At 68.7% G+C, this 16,097-nt stretch carries 15 protein-coding genes; 5 read left to right on the forward strand and 10 right to left on the reverse strand.

The window, feature by feature from the left end; genetic code table 11:
* Window positions 1–8 precede the first annotated feature (8 nt).
* Both aceK and AC6CR5_RS20860 read right to left on the reverse strand, forming a co-directional pair.
* Window positions 9–1,874, reverse strand: coding sequence for a bifunctional isocitrate dehydrogenase kinase/phosphatase (aceK, locus tag AC6CR5_RS20855; protein WP_498084908.1), 1,866 nt, complete (start codon window positions 1,872–1,874; stop codon window positions 9–11).
* A 17-nt stretch (window positions 1,875–1,891) separates the two neighbouring features.
* Window positions 1,892–3,070, reverse strand: coding sequence for an isovaleryl-CoA dehydrogenase (locus AC6CR5_RS20860; RefSeq protein WP_006386961.1), 1,179 nt, complete (start codon window positions 3,068–3,070; stop codon window positions 1,892–1,894).
* 245 nt (window positions 3,071–3,315) lie between these two features.
* Here AC6CR5_RS20860 and AC6CR5_RS20865 point away from each other — a divergent pair, with 245 nt between their 5' ends.
* Window positions 3,316–4,494 carry a M20 aminoacylase family protein gene (locus tag AC6CR5_RS20865; RefSeq protein WP_020925665.1) on the forward strand — a complete coding sequence of 393 codons (1,179 nt, stop codon included), beginning with the start codon at window positions 3,316–3,318 and terminating at the stop codon, window positions 4,492–4,494.
* Between the two features lie 46 nt (window positions 4,495–4,540).
* Entirely contained in the window at window positions 4,541–5,512 is a 972-nt protein-coding gene (locus AC6CR5_RS20870) for a Bug family tripartite tricarboxylate transporter substrate binding protein (RefSeq protein ID WP_047992421.1), read from the forward strand.
* Window positions 5,513–5,679: 167 nt separating this feature from the next.
* On the opposite strand, the gene AC6CR5_RS20875 is transcribed toward AC6CR5_RS20870, so the two are convergent.
* Window positions 5,680–6,012 carry a YnfA family protein gene (locus AC6CR5_RS20875; RefSeq protein ID WP_006386964.1) on the reverse strand — a complete coding sequence of 111 codons (333 nt, stop codon included), beginning with the start codon at window positions 6,010–6,012 and terminating at the stop codon, window positions 5,680–5,682.
* Between the two features lie 10 nt (window positions 6,013–6,022).
* On the reverse strand, window positions 6,023–6,406 hold the full coding sequence (locus AC6CR5_RS20880; RefSeq protein WP_006386965.1) for a MerR family transcriptional regulator: 384 nt from the start codon (window positions 6,404–6,406) through the stop codon (window positions 6,023–6,025).
* 73 nt (window positions 6,407–6,479) lie between these two features.
* Between AC6CR5_RS20880 and AC6CR5_RS20885 the strand changes: the two genes are divergently transcribed.
* Window positions 6,480–7,547 carry an MBL fold metallo-hydrolase gene (locus AC6CR5_RS20885; RefSeq protein ID WP_498084909.1) on the forward strand — a complete coding sequence of 356 codons (1,068 nt, stop codon included), beginning with the start codon at window positions 6,480–6,482 and terminating at the stop codon, window positions 7,545–7,547.
* Between the two features lie 102 nt (window positions 7,548–7,649).
* On the opposite strand, the gene AC6CR5_RS20890 is transcribed toward AC6CR5_RS20885, so the two are convergent.
* Window positions 7,650–8,276 carry a LysE family translocator gene (locus AC6CR5_RS20890; RefSeq protein WP_006386967.1) on the reverse strand — a complete coding sequence of 209 codons (627 nt, stop codon included), beginning with the start codon at window positions 8,274–8,276 and terminating at the stop codon, window positions 7,650–7,652.
* A 77-nt stretch (window positions 8,277–8,353) separates the two neighbouring features.
* Between AC6CR5_RS20890 and AC6CR5_RS20895 the strand changes: the two genes are divergently transcribed.
* Together AC6CR5_RS20895 and metC are read left to right on the forward strand one after the other, a co-directional pair.
* Window positions 8,354–9,052 carry a nitroreductase gene (locus tag AC6CR5_RS20895; RefSeq protein WP_054504374.1) on the forward strand — a complete coding sequence of 233 codons (699 nt, stop codon included), beginning with the start codon at window positions 8,354–8,356 and terminating at the stop codon, window positions 9,050–9,052.
* 81 nt (window positions 9,053–9,133) lie between these two features.
* On the forward strand, window positions 9,134–10,327 hold the full coding sequence (gene metC / locus AC6CR5_RS20900) for a cystathionine beta-lyase (protein ID WP_498084910.1): 1,194 nt from the start codon (window positions 9,134–9,136) through the stop codon (window positions 10,325–10,327).
* A gap of 4 nt (window positions 10,328–10,331) precedes the next feature.
* On the opposite strand, the gene AC6CR5_RS20905 is transcribed toward metC, so the two are convergent.
* From AC6CR5_RS20905 to argS, 5 genes are all read right to left on the reverse strand, one after another.
* Window positions 10,332–11,291, reverse strand: a complete 960-nt coding sequence (locus tag AC6CR5_RS20905) for an alpha/beta hydrolase (protein WP_498084911.1) — start codon at window positions 11,289–11,291, stop codon at window positions 10,332–10,334.
* Window positions 11,270–12,481, reverse strand: coding sequence for an ABC transporter substrate-binding protein (locus tag AC6CR5_RS20910; protein WP_498084912.1), 1,212 nt, complete (start codon window positions 12,479–12,481; stop codon window positions 11,270–11,272). The genes AC6CR5_RS20905 and AC6CR5_RS20910 overlap by 22 nt, the downstream gene beginning before the upstream one ends.
* A gap of 162 nt (window positions 12,482–12,643) precedes the next feature.
* Window positions 12,644–13,276 (reverse strand): thiol:disulfide interchange protein DsbA/DsbL, encoded by a 633-nt coding sequence (locus tag AC6CR5_RS20915; RefSeq protein WP_026383974.1) that lies wholly within the window; start codon window positions 13,274–13,276, stop codon window positions 12,644–12,646.
* 86 nt (window positions 13,277–13,362) lie between these two features.
* Complete coding sequence (locus AC6CR5_RS20920) at window positions 13,363–14,079, reverse strand: SPOR domain-containing protein (RefSeq protein ID WP_024067392.1); 717 nt, start codon at window positions 14,077–14,079, stop codon at window positions 13,363–13,365.
* 9 nt (window positions 14,080–14,088) lie between these two features.
* A complete protein-coding gene (argS, locus tag AC6CR5_RS20925; protein WP_498084913.1) occupies window positions 14,089–15,789 on the reverse strand; it encodes an arginine--tRNA ligase in 1,701 nt (566 codons plus the stop codon).
* Between the last annotated feature and the right edge of the window lie 308 nt (window positions 15,790–16,097).

A 16,097-nucleotide genomic window follows, 5' to 3' on the forward strand; every position in this document is an offset into this window, starting at 1 on the left:
AGCGTGTTTTATGCGGCCGCGCCGGCGGGTGCCGGACGCAGTCGCCTGTCCGTATCGTAAGGGAAAAATTCTTCGATCCGGCCTTGCGCCACGTGGGCGCGACAGGCCTGCCACCACTCCGGTTCCAGCAGGTCGGCATGGTGGCGCAGGAAGGCGCCGCGCACACGCGCGTCGCCCAGCAGGAAACGGCCGAACTCTTCCGGAAAGACGTCGTTGGGCCCGACGGCATACCAGGGTTCGGAGGCCATTTCCGCCTCTTCGTTGGGGGCCGGCGGGATCCGCCGGAAGTTCATTTCGGTCATGCGCTGGATTTCGTCGTAGTCGTAGAACACGACCCGGCCCAGCCGCGTCACGCCGAAGTTCTTGTACAGCATGTCGCCGGGGAAGATGTTGGCCGCGGCCAATTGGCGGATGGCGTCGCCATATTCGCGCACGGCCGGCTCCAGCAGCGCGTCCGGCGCCTGGCTCAGGTACAGGTTCAGCGGCGTCATGCGCCGTTCGATGTAGACGTGGCGGATGACCACCGTGTCGCCGGTTTCCTCGATCAGGCTGGGCACCAGGCGCCGCAGTTCGTCGAGCAGCTGCGGCGCGAAGCGGGCGCGCGGCAGTGCCACCTGCGAATATTCCCAGGTGTCGGCCATGCGGCCGACGCGGTCGTGCAGCTTGACCATCTGGTACTTGCGCCGCACGGTGGCGTGGTCCATGCCGTCCTTGTCGATGCGGTCCTTGATCAGCTTGAACACATAGGGATAGGACGGCAGCGTGAACACGCACATCACCATGCCCTTGATGCCGGGCGCGATGTCGAAGGCGTCGCGCGAATGCGCCAGGTGGTGCAGGAAGTCGCGGTAGAACAGCGTCTTGCCCTGCTTCTGCAGCCCTATCATGGTGTACAGCTCGGCTTTGGGCTTGCGCGGCAAGAGGCTGGCCAGGAAGTTGACCACCGCGGCGGGCGTCTCCATGTCCACCAGGAAATACGCGCGCGTGAAGCTGAACAGCGTGCTCAGGTCGTCCGCGCCCAGCAGCAGCGCGTCCAGGTTTACCTGCCCGGCCGGGTTGCGCGTCAACGCCACGGCGAAGGGATAGACGGTGCCCTGGTTGATCAGGCGGCCGACGATGTAGGCGCCCTTGTTGCGAAAGAACAGCGAGCCCAGCGCATGCACCTGGCAGTCGCTGGCGATGCGGCGGCCGACGTGGCGCGGCAACTGCCGGCGCAGCTGGCCGATGGCAGCGCGCGCCAGCAGGCGGGTGTCGCGCGGCAGGTCCTCGAACGGCAGCGCCAGGCCGAAGTCGGCCACCATGCGGATCAGGATTTTGTGCAGGCCCTCGGTCACCGGGTAGTAGACCCGGTACGACGGCATGCGACTGTCCAGGTAGTCGGTGGCCACGGCCGGCCGCACGAACAGGAAATCGTTGTGGAAGTAGTCGCGGTGCAGCAGCCGGCACGACACCGAGTTGAAGAAGGTCTCGGCGCATTCGGGCTGGCGATGCTCGCCCAGCAGGCCGACGAATTCCTGCTTGATCTGTTGCCAGTAGGCGGTCTGCGCATCCGTCAGCGCGGCGCCCGCGACGCCGTTCGCGCCATTTGGGGCATGGGCGCCGACGGCGCCCTCGGGCCGGCCGCGCAGCACGCCTTCGAGCTGGCTGGCGCATTCGCGCACCCGCATGTCGTAGTACTCGATGCGTTCGCGCGACAAGTGCTGGATGCCGTGCCAGTCGCCCGATTCGAACAGCGCCTTGGCGCGCTGCGCGCTGTAGCGGAACAGCGCGTAGTGGCGGTCGAAGCCGGCCAGGATGCGATGCGCGACGTCCAGCGGCGAGGGGCCCTGCGCGGGCGCCTGCTCGATGTGCTGGACGTCGGACGTGCGGATCATGGCGGGCTCGGGCCGAATCAGGCCGTCTCGGCGAACAGCTCGCGGCCGATCAGCATGCGGCGGATCTCGCTGGTGCCGGCGCCGATTTCATACAGCTTGGCGTCGCGCCACAGGCGGCCCACCGGGTATTCGTTGATGTAGCCATTGCCGCCCAGGATCTGCACGCCCTCGCCGGCCATCCAGGTGGCCTTCTCGGCGGTGTACAGGATCAGCGCGGCGCAGTCCTTGCGCACCTGGCGCACGTGCTCGGCGCCCAGGCGGTCGAGGTTCTTGCCGACCTGGTAGCAGAAGGCGCGGCTGGCCTGCAGCGTGGTGTAAAGGTCGGCCACCTTGCCCTGGATCAGCTGGAATTCGCCGATGGCCTGGCCGAACTGCTTGCGGTCATGGATGTACGGCACCACCACATCCATCACGGCCTGCATGATGCCGACCGGGCCGCCCGACAGCACGGCGCGTTCGTAGTCCAGGCCGCTCATCAGCACCTTGACGCCGCCGTTGACCTGGCCCAGCACGTTTTCCTCGGGGATCTCGCAGTCCTGGAACACCAGTTCGCCGGTGTGGCTGCCGCGCATGCCGAGCTTGTCCAGCTTCTGCGCCACCGAGAAACCCTTGAAGCCCTTTTCCACCAGGAACGCGGTGATGCCGCGCTGGTGCGCCTCGGGGTCGGTCTTGGCGTAGACCACCAGGGTGTCGGCGTCGGGGCCGTTGGTGATCCACATCTTGGAGCCGTTGAGCACGTAGCGGTCGCCCTTCTTGTCGGCGCGCAGCTTCATGCTGACCACGTCCGAGCCGGCGCCCGGTTCGCTCATGGCCAGCGCGCCGACGTGCTCGCCGGAAATCAGCTTGGGCAGGTACTTGGCCTTCTGGGCCGGGGTGCCATTGCGGTTGATCTGGTTGACGCACAGGTTGGAGTGGGCGCCATAGGACAGGCCGATGGAGGCGCTGGCGCGGGAGATTTCCTCCATCGCCACCATGTGGGCCAGGTAGCCCATGTTGGCGCCGCCGTATTCCTCGCTGGCCGTCATGCCCAGCACGCCCAGGTCGCCGAACTTGCGCCACAGGTCCATGGGGAACTGGTCGCTGCGGTCGACTTCGGCGGCGCGCGGCGCGATCTCGGCCTGCGCGAAAGTGCGCACGGCGTCGCGCAGCATGTCCAGGTCTTCGCCCAGATCGAAGTTCAGGCCAGGAAGGTTCATCGCTGTCTCCGTGAAAGTGGGTACTTACATTTTTATGGGCGCCTGCGATCGCGCCGGATCTCGCCGCGTGGCCCCATGATGCGCTGATCGACGCTGGCTACGCAATGATGCACCGCAAATATTACGTTTACGTAAACGTAAATAAGAGTCGGGTTTTCCCTAGGCAAATGTTTGCGTCCCGGGCGGCGCCCCTGGGTACTATTCCCCGGATCCTTGAAACTTGAAATTTTGTTACGGAGTCAGCGGTGTCCGACCTGGCCAATCTCGACGATATTGTGGCGCTGCGGCGCGACCTGCACGCCCATCCCGAGCTCTGCTACGAAGAGCACCGCACCGCCAAGGTGGTGGCCGACGCCCTGCGCGGCTGGGGCATCGAGACCCACACCGGCATCGCCAAGACCGGCGTGGTCGGCGTCATCAAGCGCGGCACTTCCGACCGCGCCATCATGTTGCGCGCCGACATGGACGCCCTGCCGATGCAGGAAGAGAACCAGTTCGAACACCGTTCGCGCCACGACGGCAAGATGCATGGCTGCGGCCATGACGGCCACACCGCCATGCTGCTGGCCGCCGCGCGCCACCTGCAACAGGAAGGCGGCTTCGACGGCACCGTCTATTTCTGTTTCCAGCCGGCCGAGGAAGGCGGCGCCGGCGGCCGCGCCATGATCCAGGACGGCCTGTTCGAGCGCTTCCCCTGCGAAGCCGTGTTCGGCATGCACAACTGGCCCGGCCTGCAAGCCGGCTCGTTCGGCGTCTGCGCCGGGCCGATGATGGCGTCCGCCAACGGTTTCAAGATCACCGTGCGCGGCAAGGGCGGCCATGCCGCCGCGCCGCACGACTGCGCCGACCCGGTGCCGGCGCTGTTCGCCATCGGCCAGTCGCTGCAGACCATCCTGACCCGCAGCAAGCGCCCGCTGGACGCCGCCGTGCTGTCCATCACCCAGGTGCAGGCCGGCGGCAGCGTCATCAACGTGATCCCGGGCAGCGCCTGGCTGGGCGGCTCGGTGCGCGCCTACAGCACCGACGTGGTCGACCTGATCGAGCGCCGCATGCACGAGATCGCCGGCAGCATCGCCGCCGCCCATGGCTGCGAGGCCGAGGTCTATTTCGAGCGCCGCTATCCGGCGCTGATCAACACGCCCGCCGAAACCGAGTTCTGCATGCAGGTCATGCGCGAGGTGGCCGGCGCCGACCACGCCCGCGTGATCGAGCCGGTGATGGCCTCGGAGGACTTCGCCTTTCTGTTGCAGGCCAAGCCCGGCTGCTACGTGTTCCTGGGCAACGGCGACGGCGACCACCGCATGGCCGGCCACGGCCTGGGCCCGTGCATGCTGCACAACACCAGCTACGACTTCAACGACGCCCTGATCGCGCCGGGCGCGAGCTACTGGGTGCGGCTGACGCAGCGCTATCTGGCCGGTTGATTCAAGCATTACCTGACGCAGTGCTACGCAACACCACAAGGAAGCCATGAAAAAGAAGATGCTGTTCACGGCCGCGGGGGCGGCCCTGGCAATCATGACGGGCGGCGCCGCGCTGGCGCAGGGCTGGCCCGCCAAGCCCATCACGCTGGTCGTGCCCTACACCGCCGGCGGCAGCGCGGACGCGATCGGACGCCGCCTGGGCGACGTGCTGCGCAAGGAGGCCAACGCCACCGTCATCGTCGAAAACAAGCCCGGCGCGGGCGCCTCGGTCGGCACCGACTTCGTGGCGCGCGCCCAGCCGGACGGCGCCACCCTGCTGCTGGCTTCCACCAGCCCGCTGACCATCTTCCCGCACCTGGCCAAGACCAACTACGACCCGATGAAGGACCTGACGCCGGTGGCCAGCGTGGCCGTGGCGCCCGTGGCCATCGTCGCCACCAAGGCCCTGCCGGTGAAGGACTTCGCCGGCCTGATCGACTACGCCAAGTCGCACCCGGACGGCGTGCGCTACGGCACGCCGGGCCAGGGCACGGTGGCCCACATCGGCATGGCGGCGCTGACCACGCAGACCGGCACCAGGATGCTGCATGTGCCCTACCGCGGCAACAGCCAGGCGCTGACGGACGGCCTGGGCGGCGTGGTCGAACTGCTGGTGGTCAACACCGACGTGGTGCTGCCGCACGTGGCCAGCGGCGCGCTCAAGCCGCTGGCGGTGATGGCGCCCGAGCGCCTGGCCGCCTGGCCCGACGTGCCCACCATGGCCGAACTGAAGCTGCCGCAGGCGCAGTACTACTCGAACTTCGGCATCTTCGCGCCGGCCAATCTGCCGCCGGCCGTGTCGGGTCCGCTGCAGGCCGCACTGGCCAAGGCCGTGGCCAGCCCCGAGTTCAAGGACCTGCTGGCCAAGTCCTACCTGCAGCCGGGCACCGCGTCCGGCGATGCCTTCGCCAAGCAGGTGCAGGCCGAGTTCGCCAACAACGCGCGCATCATCAAGGAAGGCAACATCAAGGCGGAATGACGCCGGGGCGCGCGTCCCCGCCGGGACGCCGCGCAAGCAATGCAAAGCGCGCTCCACGGGGAGCGCGCTTTTTCATTTTCGGGGTGGCGGGCCGGCGTCGCGCCGCGTCATTGGGACGGGCCGGCGCCCCGTTGGCTCGTCATGCAACGCGCCTTCGCGGCAATTGGTCAGGCCGTCTTCGGCCCGAACATGATCACCAGCATCCCCGCCAGGCACAGCCCCACGCCGACGTAATCGCTGACGCTGGGCCGCACGCCATCGACCGCCCACAGCCACAGCAGCGCCATGCCGATGTACACGCCGCCATAGGCCGCATACACGCGCCCCGACGCGGTCGGGTGCAGCGTCAGCAGCCAGGCGAACAGCGCCAGGCTGACGGCAGCAGGCGCCAGCAGCCAGATGGAATGACCGCGGCGCAGCCACAGGTAAGGCAGGTAGCAGCCGATGATCTCGGCCAGCGCGGTCAGGACGAACAGCGCGAAGGTTTGCAGCATCGCCATGGCAGGCGCTTCAGGACCGTTGCTGCGCCAGCAGCTCGTGGCACTGGCGTTCCTGCACCGCGATCTCCTGCAGCGTATCCTCGATGTCGCGGCGCTGCTGTTCCAGCGTGGCGCGGTGCTGGGCCAGCACCGCCAGGTACTGGCGCAACTGCACCTCGGTGTCGCCGGGCCCGTCGTACATGTCGATCAGCGTCAGGATCTCCGACAACTGCAGGCCCAGGCGCTTGCCGCGCAGGGCCAGCTTCAGGCGTGTGCGGTCGCGCGGCCCGAAGATGCGGTTGCGGCCCTCGCGCGCCGGGCTGACGATCCCCTGGTCTTCATAGAAGCGGATCGTGCGGGGCGTGACGTCGAACTCGCGGGCGAGCTCGGAGATGGTCCAGGTTGACGGGGACATGCGACGTGTGGCAGTTTACGTAAACGTAAATTATGATGACTTGACGCGATCGTCAAGCGTGGAGAGCGAGGCAATGAACCCCAACGAACAGAAGCTGCAGTATCCCTGGGCCGATTTCCAGCCCGAAGCCGGCCGCGCCCACCAGGTGGCCGAGGGCGTCAAGTGGATCCGCATGCCGCTGCCGTTCGCGCTGGATCATATCAATCTCTGGCTGCTGCGCGACCGCATCGACGGCCGCGAGGGCTGGACCATCGTCGACTGCGGCATCTCGCGCGACGAGGTCAAGACGCTGTGGGAACAGGTGTTCGAGAACGAACTGGAAGGCCTGCCGGTGCTGCGCGTCATCGTCACCCACATGCACCCCGACCACATCGGCCTGGCCTACTGGCTCTGTGAACGCTGGGACGCGCGGCTGTGGATGACCATGACCGACTTCATGGTCGCGTCGCTGTGGTCGTCGCGCCGCAATGACGCCGGCGCCGGGCCTGGCGGCCAGTCGGCGGTCGACCATTTCGCCCGCCACGGCCTGACCGATCCGGACGCGCAGGAACAGATCCGCCAGCGCGCCAACTACTTTCCCAACCTGGTGCCGGCCGTGCCGTCGCGCTACACCCGCATCATGCATGGCGACGCGGTGCGCATCGGCGCGCACGACTGGCGCGTCATCGTCGGCTACGGCCACGCGCCCGAGCACGCCTCGCTGCATTCGCCCGGCCTGGGCGTGCTGATCTCCGGCGACATGGTGCTGCCGCGCATCTCCACCAACGTCAGTGTGTTCGACTACGAGCCCGACGCCAACCCGCTGCCGCTGTACCTGCGCTCGCTCGACGGCTACGCCGACGTGCCGCGCGACACGCTGGTGCTGCCGTCGCACGGCCGGCCGTTCAAGGGCCTGCACGAACGCATCGCGCAGCAGCACGAGCACCATCGCGACCGCCTGGCCGAAGTATTGGAGGCCTGTAAGGCCGGACCGCAATCGACCTCGGACATCGTGCCGGTGCTGTTCAAGCGCAAGCTCGACCTGCACCAGCTCACCTTTGCCATGGGCGAGGCGCTGGCGCACCTGCATGCGCTGTACTTCGAAGGCAAGCTGACGCGCAGCACAGGCGCGGACGGCATCGTGCGCTTCAAGGCAGCCTGACGCCGCTCCCAGTCACGTTGCGCGGTGGCGTCCCGCGGGCGCGAACCGGCGCGCGTGGCTTCGCCGGGCGGGACTTCGCCAGGCCCGCGCCGGAAGGTGGCCTCAGCGCGTGGCCGTCGCCAGCCGCACGGCCAGCCCCACGAACACCAGCGCCGCGACGCGGTTGAGCCAGCGCTTGGCCGTGACCGAGCGCTGCAGCAGTTCGCCGAACGCGCCCGAGAAGAAGGCGATGGCGCCGAACACCAGCAGCGTGGCCAGCATGAACACCGCGCCCAGCTGCACCGTCTGCCAGCCCACCGCGCCCAGCCTGGGCGAGGTGAACTGCGGCAGGAAGGCGAAGAAGAACAGCAGCACCTTCGGATTGGTCAGGTTCATGACGATGCCGCGCCGGTACAGCGCGGAGGTCTTCATCGGCTCGGGCCGCTGGCCGTCCTCGGCATGCACCGGCGCCCGCAGGATCTGCCACGCCAGGTAGGCCAGATACGCCGCGCCCGCCAGTTTCAGCACCGTGAAGGCCACAGGGGAAGCCGCGAACACGGCCGCCAGCCCCAGCGCCACGGCGGCGGTGTGGCCCAGCAGCCCGGTGCACAGCCCCAGCACCACGAACAGCCCGGCCTTGCGGCCCCAGATGGCCGATTGCATCAGCACGAACAGGTTGTCGGGCCCGGGCGTGAGGGCCAGCAATACGGCAATGCCGAAGAACGCGATCAGGGAATCGAGGGGCAGCATGGGGTCTCGCACGGGTCGGGCGGCGCCTTGCGCGCCTGCAATCAAGTGGCATCATACGAGGAAACCAAGGAGACACCATGTCCGCCGTACCCGAATCCGCCGCCGCGCGTCCCGACGCCGCGCTCGAAGACTGGCTGCGCGCGCGTCACAGTTGCCGCGCCTTCCTGCCCGAGCCGGTGCCGCGCGCCACCATCGAGCGCATCCTGACGCTGGCGCAGCGCACCGCGTCCTGGTGCAACTGCCAGCCGTGGCAGGTGACGGTGGCCTCGGGCGACGGCGCGCGGCGCCTGAGCCGGGCGCTTGTGGAACGCGCCGGGCAAGCGGGCTTCACGCCCGACTTCCCGTTTCCGCGCGAGTACCGGGGCGACTACCTGGCGCGGCGCCGCGAGTCGGGCTTCCAGTTGTATGGGGCCGTGGGCGTGGCGCGCGGCGACCGCGAGGCCTACCGGCGGCAGGAACTGCGCAACTTCCAGTTGTTCGACGCGCCGCACGTAGCCATCATCACCACCGACGAGGCGCTGGGCGAATACGGCGCCATCGACTGCGGCGGCTATGTCGCCAATTTCCTGCTGGCGGCGCAGGCCAACGGCGTGGCCACGGTGGCCCAGGCCTCGCTGGCGATGTATCCCGAGGTGCTGCGCGAACAGCTCGGCATCGGCCCCGAGCGGCGCGTGGTCTGCGCCATCTCGTTCGGCTATGCCGATACCGCGCATCCGGCCAACAGCTATCGCACCAGCCGCGCCGACCTGGACGCGGCGGTGCGCTGGATCGACTGACACCGGACCGGGGGCGCGACAGCCGCGCGCGTTCCTGCTACGGTTCGGGTTCTCCCAATACGCAAGCATTCCCTCTTGAAGATGGCTACCAAACACATCGATACGGTTTTGCAGCACGCGGGCACCGCCCCGTTCAACCCCGAGACGGGCACGGCGCCGGTGCCGCTGCCGCCGATGCGGGCCAGCACGGTGCGTTTCGAGAACCTGGCGGCCCTGGAAAAGGCCCAGCGCAGCAAGGCCGCCGGCGGCCGCGCCACCACCTATGGCCGCATGGGCATGGACACGCACGCGGCGCTGGAGCAGGTTTTCGCCCAGCTCGAAGGCGGCACGCACGCCTACCTGGCGTCGTCCGGCCTGTCGGCCATGACCATGGTGATGCTGGCGCTGTGCTCGGCCGGCGACCACGCCCTGATCTCCGATTGCGTCTACGGCCCGATGCGCGAGCTGGACGATGCCGTGCTCAAGCGCATGAACATCGCCGTCACCTACTTCGCCGCCGGCGAGGACCTGGACGCGCTGGTGCAGCCCAACACCAGGCTGCTGTACGTGGAATCGCCCGGCTCGCTGCTGTTCGAGATGCTCGACATGGGCGCCATGGCGGCCATTGCGCAGCGCCACGGCCTGGTGCTGGCCACCGACAACACCTGGGGCTCGGGCTACATCTACCGGCCGCTGACGCTGGGCGCGCAGGTGTCGGTCATCGCCGGCACCAAGTACGTGGGCGGCCATTCCGACCTGATGCTGGGCGCGGTCGTCACCAATGACGAGGCGATTGCCAAGAAGCTGAACCGCACCCAGTACGCGATGGGTTATTCCATCAGCGCCGACGACGCCTGGCTGGCGCTGCGCGGCGTGCGCACCATGCCGATCCGCATGGCGCAACACGCCCGCCACGCGCTGCAAGTGTGCGAGTTCTTCAAGGGCCGTCCCGAGACCGTGCGCCTGTTCCACCCCGCCTGGCCGCAGGATCCGGGCCATGCACTGTGGCAGCGCGACTGCACGGGCTCCAACGGCATGCTGTCGGTCGAACTGCGCCTGTCGCCGGCCGCCGCGCGCGTGTTCGTGGACGAACTGGAACTGTTCGGCATCGGCTTCTCGTGGGGCGGCTACGAAAGCCTGGTGCAACTGGTGTCGCCCAAGGACCTGTCGCACCATCGCTATTGGGGCGAGGGCGACAATGCGCTGGTGCGCCTGCACATCGGCCTGGAGTCGCCGCAGGACATCATCGCCGACCTGACCCAGGCGCTGGAGAAGGCCGCGGCGGTCAAGGGCTGACGTCTCAGGCGTTGGCGCGGATCCACGCGCCGATGCGCGCGGCGATGTCGTCGCTGTTGTCGTCCATCATCGGCATGTGCGAATTGCCGCGGATGCCCATGTCGGCCAGGCGCCAGCCGGTGACGCGGCCGCCCTGCGCCGCCAACTGGTCGGCGTAGGCCTGCCCGGCCGCATCCAGCCTGGCCCATAGCGGCGTGGCGTCGAGATAGTCGCCATAGACGAACAGGAACGGCTTGCCCGCCACCGCGGCCGGGTCCACCTCCTGCGAGAACCCCGACGGTTCGATGCCGATGACGCCGCGCACCAGATCCGGCCGCGCCTGCAGCGCGCGGTAGGCCACTTCGCCGCCATGGCTGTGCGCCAGCACCAGGCACGGGCCGATGCGTTCCAGCGCGGCGCACAAGCCCGCCAGCGCCGCATCGTTGTTGCCCAGCCAGCGCGGCACGGCGTGGCGGATGAAATCGTCGAAGGCCGCCAGCGGAAAGCGCTGGCCGTCGAAGGCGCGGCGCTGCGCGTAGTCCTCGGCGCGGCCCAAGCGGAACAGCGACCAGCTTTCCTCGGCGTTGCGCACGATGGGTGCATCCGGCCAGACCTCCTCGAACGGCGTCCAGCCGGCGCGGCCGCGCTCGACGTTGTCGACCACGTAGACCGCGTGGCCCTGCCGCAGGAAATGCTGCAGCCAGCCATGCCGGCCGTCCGGCGTCTGTTCCCACATCGCGCCGGTCATGCCGCCGCCGTGCAGCAGCACCAGCGGCAGCGGATGGCGGCGTTCGGCCGGGATGAAGTACTGCACGTACGCCTGTTCGACGTGGTACAGCCCGTTGGGGTCGTACGTCAGCGAGGCGGTCTTGGTGAAGGCGATCTCGCGCACCGGGCGGCCGCTGATATGCGCCTGCCGCCCGCCCGCGTAGAAGCTGCCGAAATCGGCCAGCGCCAGGGGGCCTACTTCTTGACCAGCGGACATTGGCTTTCCGACAGGGGCCAGGCGAGCGAGTCGCCGGGAATGGTGCGCACGATGTTGTAGTAGTCCCAGGGCGCCTTGGACTGGTCGGGCGATTTCACCTGCGCCAGCATCATGTCGCGCACCACCAGGCCGTCTTCGCGAATGTGCGCGTTCAGGCTGAACGGGTCGTCGATCGGCATCGACTTCATCTTCGCCATCACCGCGTCCGAATCGGTGGTGCCCGCCGCCTGCACCGCGCGCAGGTAGTGGCGCACCGAGCTGTACACGCCGGCCTGCAGGAAGGTGGGCGGACGGCCCAGGCGGGCTTCGAACTTCTTGCTGAAGGCGCGCGTGCCGTCGTTCATGTCCCAGTACGACGGCACCGTCAGGTAGGTGTGCTGCGCGGCCTGCAATCCCAGGCTGTGCACGTCGGTCAGCAGCAACAGCATCGCCGCCAGCTTCTGGCCGCCGCTGGCGATGCCGAATTCGGCCGCCTGCTTGATTGCCGCGATGGTGTCGCCGCCGGCGTTGGCGACGGCGATGATCTGTGCCTTGGAGGCCTGCGCCTGCAGCAGGAACGAGGCGAAGTCCGAGGCGTTGAGCGGATGGAACACCGTGCCCACCACTTCGCCGCCGTTGGCCTTGACCACGGTCTCGGTGTCGGCGGCCAACTGCTTGCCGAAGGCGTAATCGGACGCCAGGATGAACCAGCGCTGGTTGCCTTCCTTGACCACGGCGGTGGCCGTGCCGCGCGACAGCGCGTAGGTGGTGTAGGTCCATTGCACGCCATACGGCGAGCACTGCGCCTGCGTCAACGCGGTGGTGCCGGGGCTGGAGAACAGCACCAGCTTTTTCTTTTCGCGCGCGATGCCCTGCACCGCCAGCGCCACCGAGGAATTGGGCACGTCCACGACCACGTCGACGCCATCGGTGTCGTACCACTTGCGCACCATGCCGCTGCCGATGTCGGGCCGGTGCTGGTGGTCGCCCGATACCAGCGCCACGGGTTTGCCGAGCACGCTGCCGCCCAGTTCCTCGATCGCCAGGCGCGCGGCCTCGACCGAGCCGCGCCCGGTGGCATCGGCGGTGACGCCGGCCATGTCGGTCAGGACGCCGATCTTCACGCCGTCGGCGTCATTGGCTTGCGCTGAAAGGCCGGCCAGCGCCAGGCTCACGCCCAGCGCCGCGCGGCGCAGGAATTGCTGTCTCATCTTCCACCCCTTGTAGGCCGCGCGTGGCGGCGAATAATTATGGGAGGAAGTGTATATCGCGGCGGGCGCTTTGCCGCATCCGCGCGCCTTGGGGATGACCCCATGAAAAACGCCCCGGCCGGTCGGCTCGGGGCGTCGTCATGAACGCGATTTAGGCGCGGGTCACTTGCCGCGGGCCATCGGGATCAGCTTGTTCACTTCCTGCAGGGCGCCTTCGTAGCTGTTGCCCGCCATGACCGGCGAGGTCATGAACTTGCCGCCGACGGCGAACGACGGCGTGCCTTCGATGCGATAGGCTTCGGCCAACTGGTTGGCGCGCTGCACCTGGGTCTGCACGCTGAACGAATCGAACACCGAGTCGAACTTGGCGCGGTCCACGCCCTGCGCGGCGGCCCACTCGCCCATGGCCTTCTTGTCGATCAGGCGCTTGTGCTCGCCGTGGATGGCGGTGAAGACCTTGGCGTGGAGGTCCGGGCGATCCAGGGCCACCAGGGTGTAGTACAGCTGTTGCAGCGGCTTCATGCCGGCGTTGAAGGCGATCGGCACCTGCTTGAGCACGACGTCGTCGGGCTTGGTCTTGGCCCAGTCCTCGACCATGGGTTCCATGGCGGCGCAGTGCGGGCAGGTGTAGGCGAAGAATTCCAGGACCTCGATCTTGCCCGGGGTATCCGACGGCAGCGGCGGATTGATCGGCACATAGGCCTGGGTGCCCTGGGCGTGGCTGACCGGGCTGAAGAACGCGGTGGCGGTCAGCGCGGCGGCTGCCAGGATGCGGATGAGCTTGGGGGACAGCATGATGGGGTGAGGTTCCTGAACAAAGAGGTTACAGACAGGGCCAGGCCCGGATTAGTTCAATCAAAAACCATGATGCGGGCGCCGTATTACTGGCGCACCACTGCCGTTTCGATCTTGTTCTCGCCCAGCCGGCCACGGGCGCGGTTCATGTCGTCCAGGCGGGCGAACGGACCGACGCGCACGCGGTTGATCGGCTTGCCATTGACTTCGGCCTTCTGCACCGCCACCGGCAGGCCCAGCAGAATGATGCGGGCCTTGAGCGATTCGGCGTCGTCCTGGCCGCGGAAGGCGCCGGCCTGCAGGTAGTACGAGCCATTGGCCGACGCGCTCGGGGCGGCGCTGGCGACCGGCGCCTTGGCCGCGGGGGCCGGGGTCGGCGCCACCTTGGCGATGGGCGTGGGCGGCGCGCTGGCGGCCGGCGCGGGGGCGGCCGCGGGCGTGTTGTTGGAGGTCGGCAGGGTGGCGATCAGCGCGCCCAGGTCGTCCGACTTGCCCGCCGGCGCGGTGCCGCCCGCGCCCGGCAGCGGCGCGGGCGCCGTGGCGGTCGGGCCGGTGGGCGGGGAACCCGCCGCGCCGTCGCGGCCGTACAGGCCGGCGTTGGGATCCGGCGCCTGGCGCGGATCGGGCAGCTTGCCGGCGTCGCCCTGGCGGGTGGCGCGATCGACAAAGGGCACGGGCGCCTTGGTGACGTAGAACGCCACGACGGCGGCGACGATCAAGCCGAGGAGCAGACCGGCCAGCGCCCCGTACAGGGTGCTGCCGCTTTCGCCTGACCGGCGGGTGGATTTGCGCTTGGTGGCCATGTACCGATGTTACATCCGCTCGGGGGCGGACACGCCCAACAGCGCCAGGCCGTTGGCCAGCACCTGGCGCGTGGTCGCGGCCAGGCGCAGGCGCGCCAGCTTGAGCGCGGGGTCGTCGACCAGCACGCGCTCGGCGTTGTACCAGCCGTGGAAGTCGGCGGCGCAGTCCCGCAGCCAGAAAGCGATGTGGTGCGGGGCCAGTTCCTGGGCGGCCAGCGCCACCACGTGGGGGAACTCGGCCAGTCGCTGCATCAGCGCGAATTCGCTGGGGGCGGTCAACAGGGACGCATCGGCCGCGGCCACGTCGGCCGCCGGCATGCCGGCGTTGTTGATCACCGAGCAGATGCGCGCATGGGCGTACTGGATGTAATAGACCGGGTTCTCGTCGCTCTTGGACAGGGCCAGGTCGACGTCGAACACGAATTCGGTGTCGGCGCGGCGCTGGATCAGGAAGTAGCGCACGGCGTCGCGGCCGACCCAGTCGATCAGGTCGCGCATGGTGACGTAGCTGCCGGCGCGCTTGGAGATCTTGACCTCCTGGCCGCCGCGCATCACCTTGACCATCTTGTGCAGCACGTACGACGGGTAGTCCTTGGGAATGCCCTCTTCCAGCGCCTGCAGGCCGGCGCGCACGCGCGCCACGGTGCCGTGGTGGTCGCTGCCCTGGATGTTCACGGCGCGGTGGAAGCCGCGTTCCCACTTGGCCTTGTGGTAGGCCACGTCCGGCACGAAATAGGTGTAGCCGCCCTCGCTCTTGCGCATGACGCGGTCTTTGTCGTCGCCCGTGCCCAGTTCGGTGGTGCGCAGCCACAGCGCGCCGCCTTCCTCATAGGTGTGGCCGCCGGCGATCAGTGCCTTGACGGTGGCCTCGACCCGGCCCGAGGTGTACAGCGAGCTTTCCAGGTAGTAGTTGTCGAACTTCAGGCCGAACGCCTGCAGGTCCAGGTCCTGCTCGCGGCGCAGGTAGGCCACGGCGAAGGCGCGGATGTCTTCCAGGCTGTCGATGTTGCCGGTGGCGGTGACGGGCTCGCCGTCCGAGGCCTGCAGCGTCTTGCCGGCCTGGAAGTCGCGGGCGATGTCGACGATGTAGTCGCCCTTGTAGCCGTCGGCGGGCCAGTCGGGCGAGTCGGTGCCCAGGCCGCGGGCGCGCGCCTGCACGCTGATGGCCAGGTTCTCGATCTGGTTGCCGGCGTCGTTGTAGTAGAACTCGCGGGTCACGTCCCAGCCGATGGCGTCGTACAGGCGGCACAGGGCATCGCCCAGGGCGGCCTGGCGGGCGTGGCCGACGTGCAGGGGGCCGGTCGGGTTGGCGGACACGAATTCCACCAGGATCTTCTCGCCGATGCGGGCGGCGCGGCCAAAGGCCTCGCCCTGTTCGGCCACGGCCGTGATGACGGCCTGGCGGGCGGCGGCGGTGACGCGCAGGTTGATGAAGCCGGGACCGGCGATTTCCGCGCTTTCGACCAGGTCGCGGGCGCCGGGCAGCGCCAGCAGCGCCTCGACGATGGCCTGGGCCAGTTCACGCGGGTTGCGCTTGGCCGGCTTGGCCAGCTGCATGGCCACGTTGGTGGCGACGTCGCCGTGGGCGGCGACCTTGGGGCGCTCCAGCAGCACGTTGGCTCGGGCCGTATCGGCCTGGGCGTCGGGCAGGCTCTGCGCGACGGCGGCCTGGATCAGGGAGATAAGCTGTTTTTGTTGCTCGGGGAGCATGGGCGTCTGGAGAAGTTCGGGTGAGTGACGAGAGCGGCTGCGGGCGCGGCCGGGCCGCAGGCCCGCGCGCTGGCCCACCGGCGGTGCCGGGGGCGGGGATCGGCCGGCCGGCGCGCCTGGGGAGGCGCGGCCGCGCGGGCGCCGGCAACCTGGGCCGCCGCGGATCCTGCCGTCACGGGAATCTCCTGAATCATAGCTTGATTTGGCGGCCGCCACCGGCCGCGGGCCGCCCTGGCGGGTCGGCCGGAGCGCCAGTTGGCATCCCCAGGGCGTTGCGGTAGTGTATTGAAGGTATTCAATCCGTAGGA

This window comes from Achromobacter sp. EG18 (assembly GCF_059759395.1).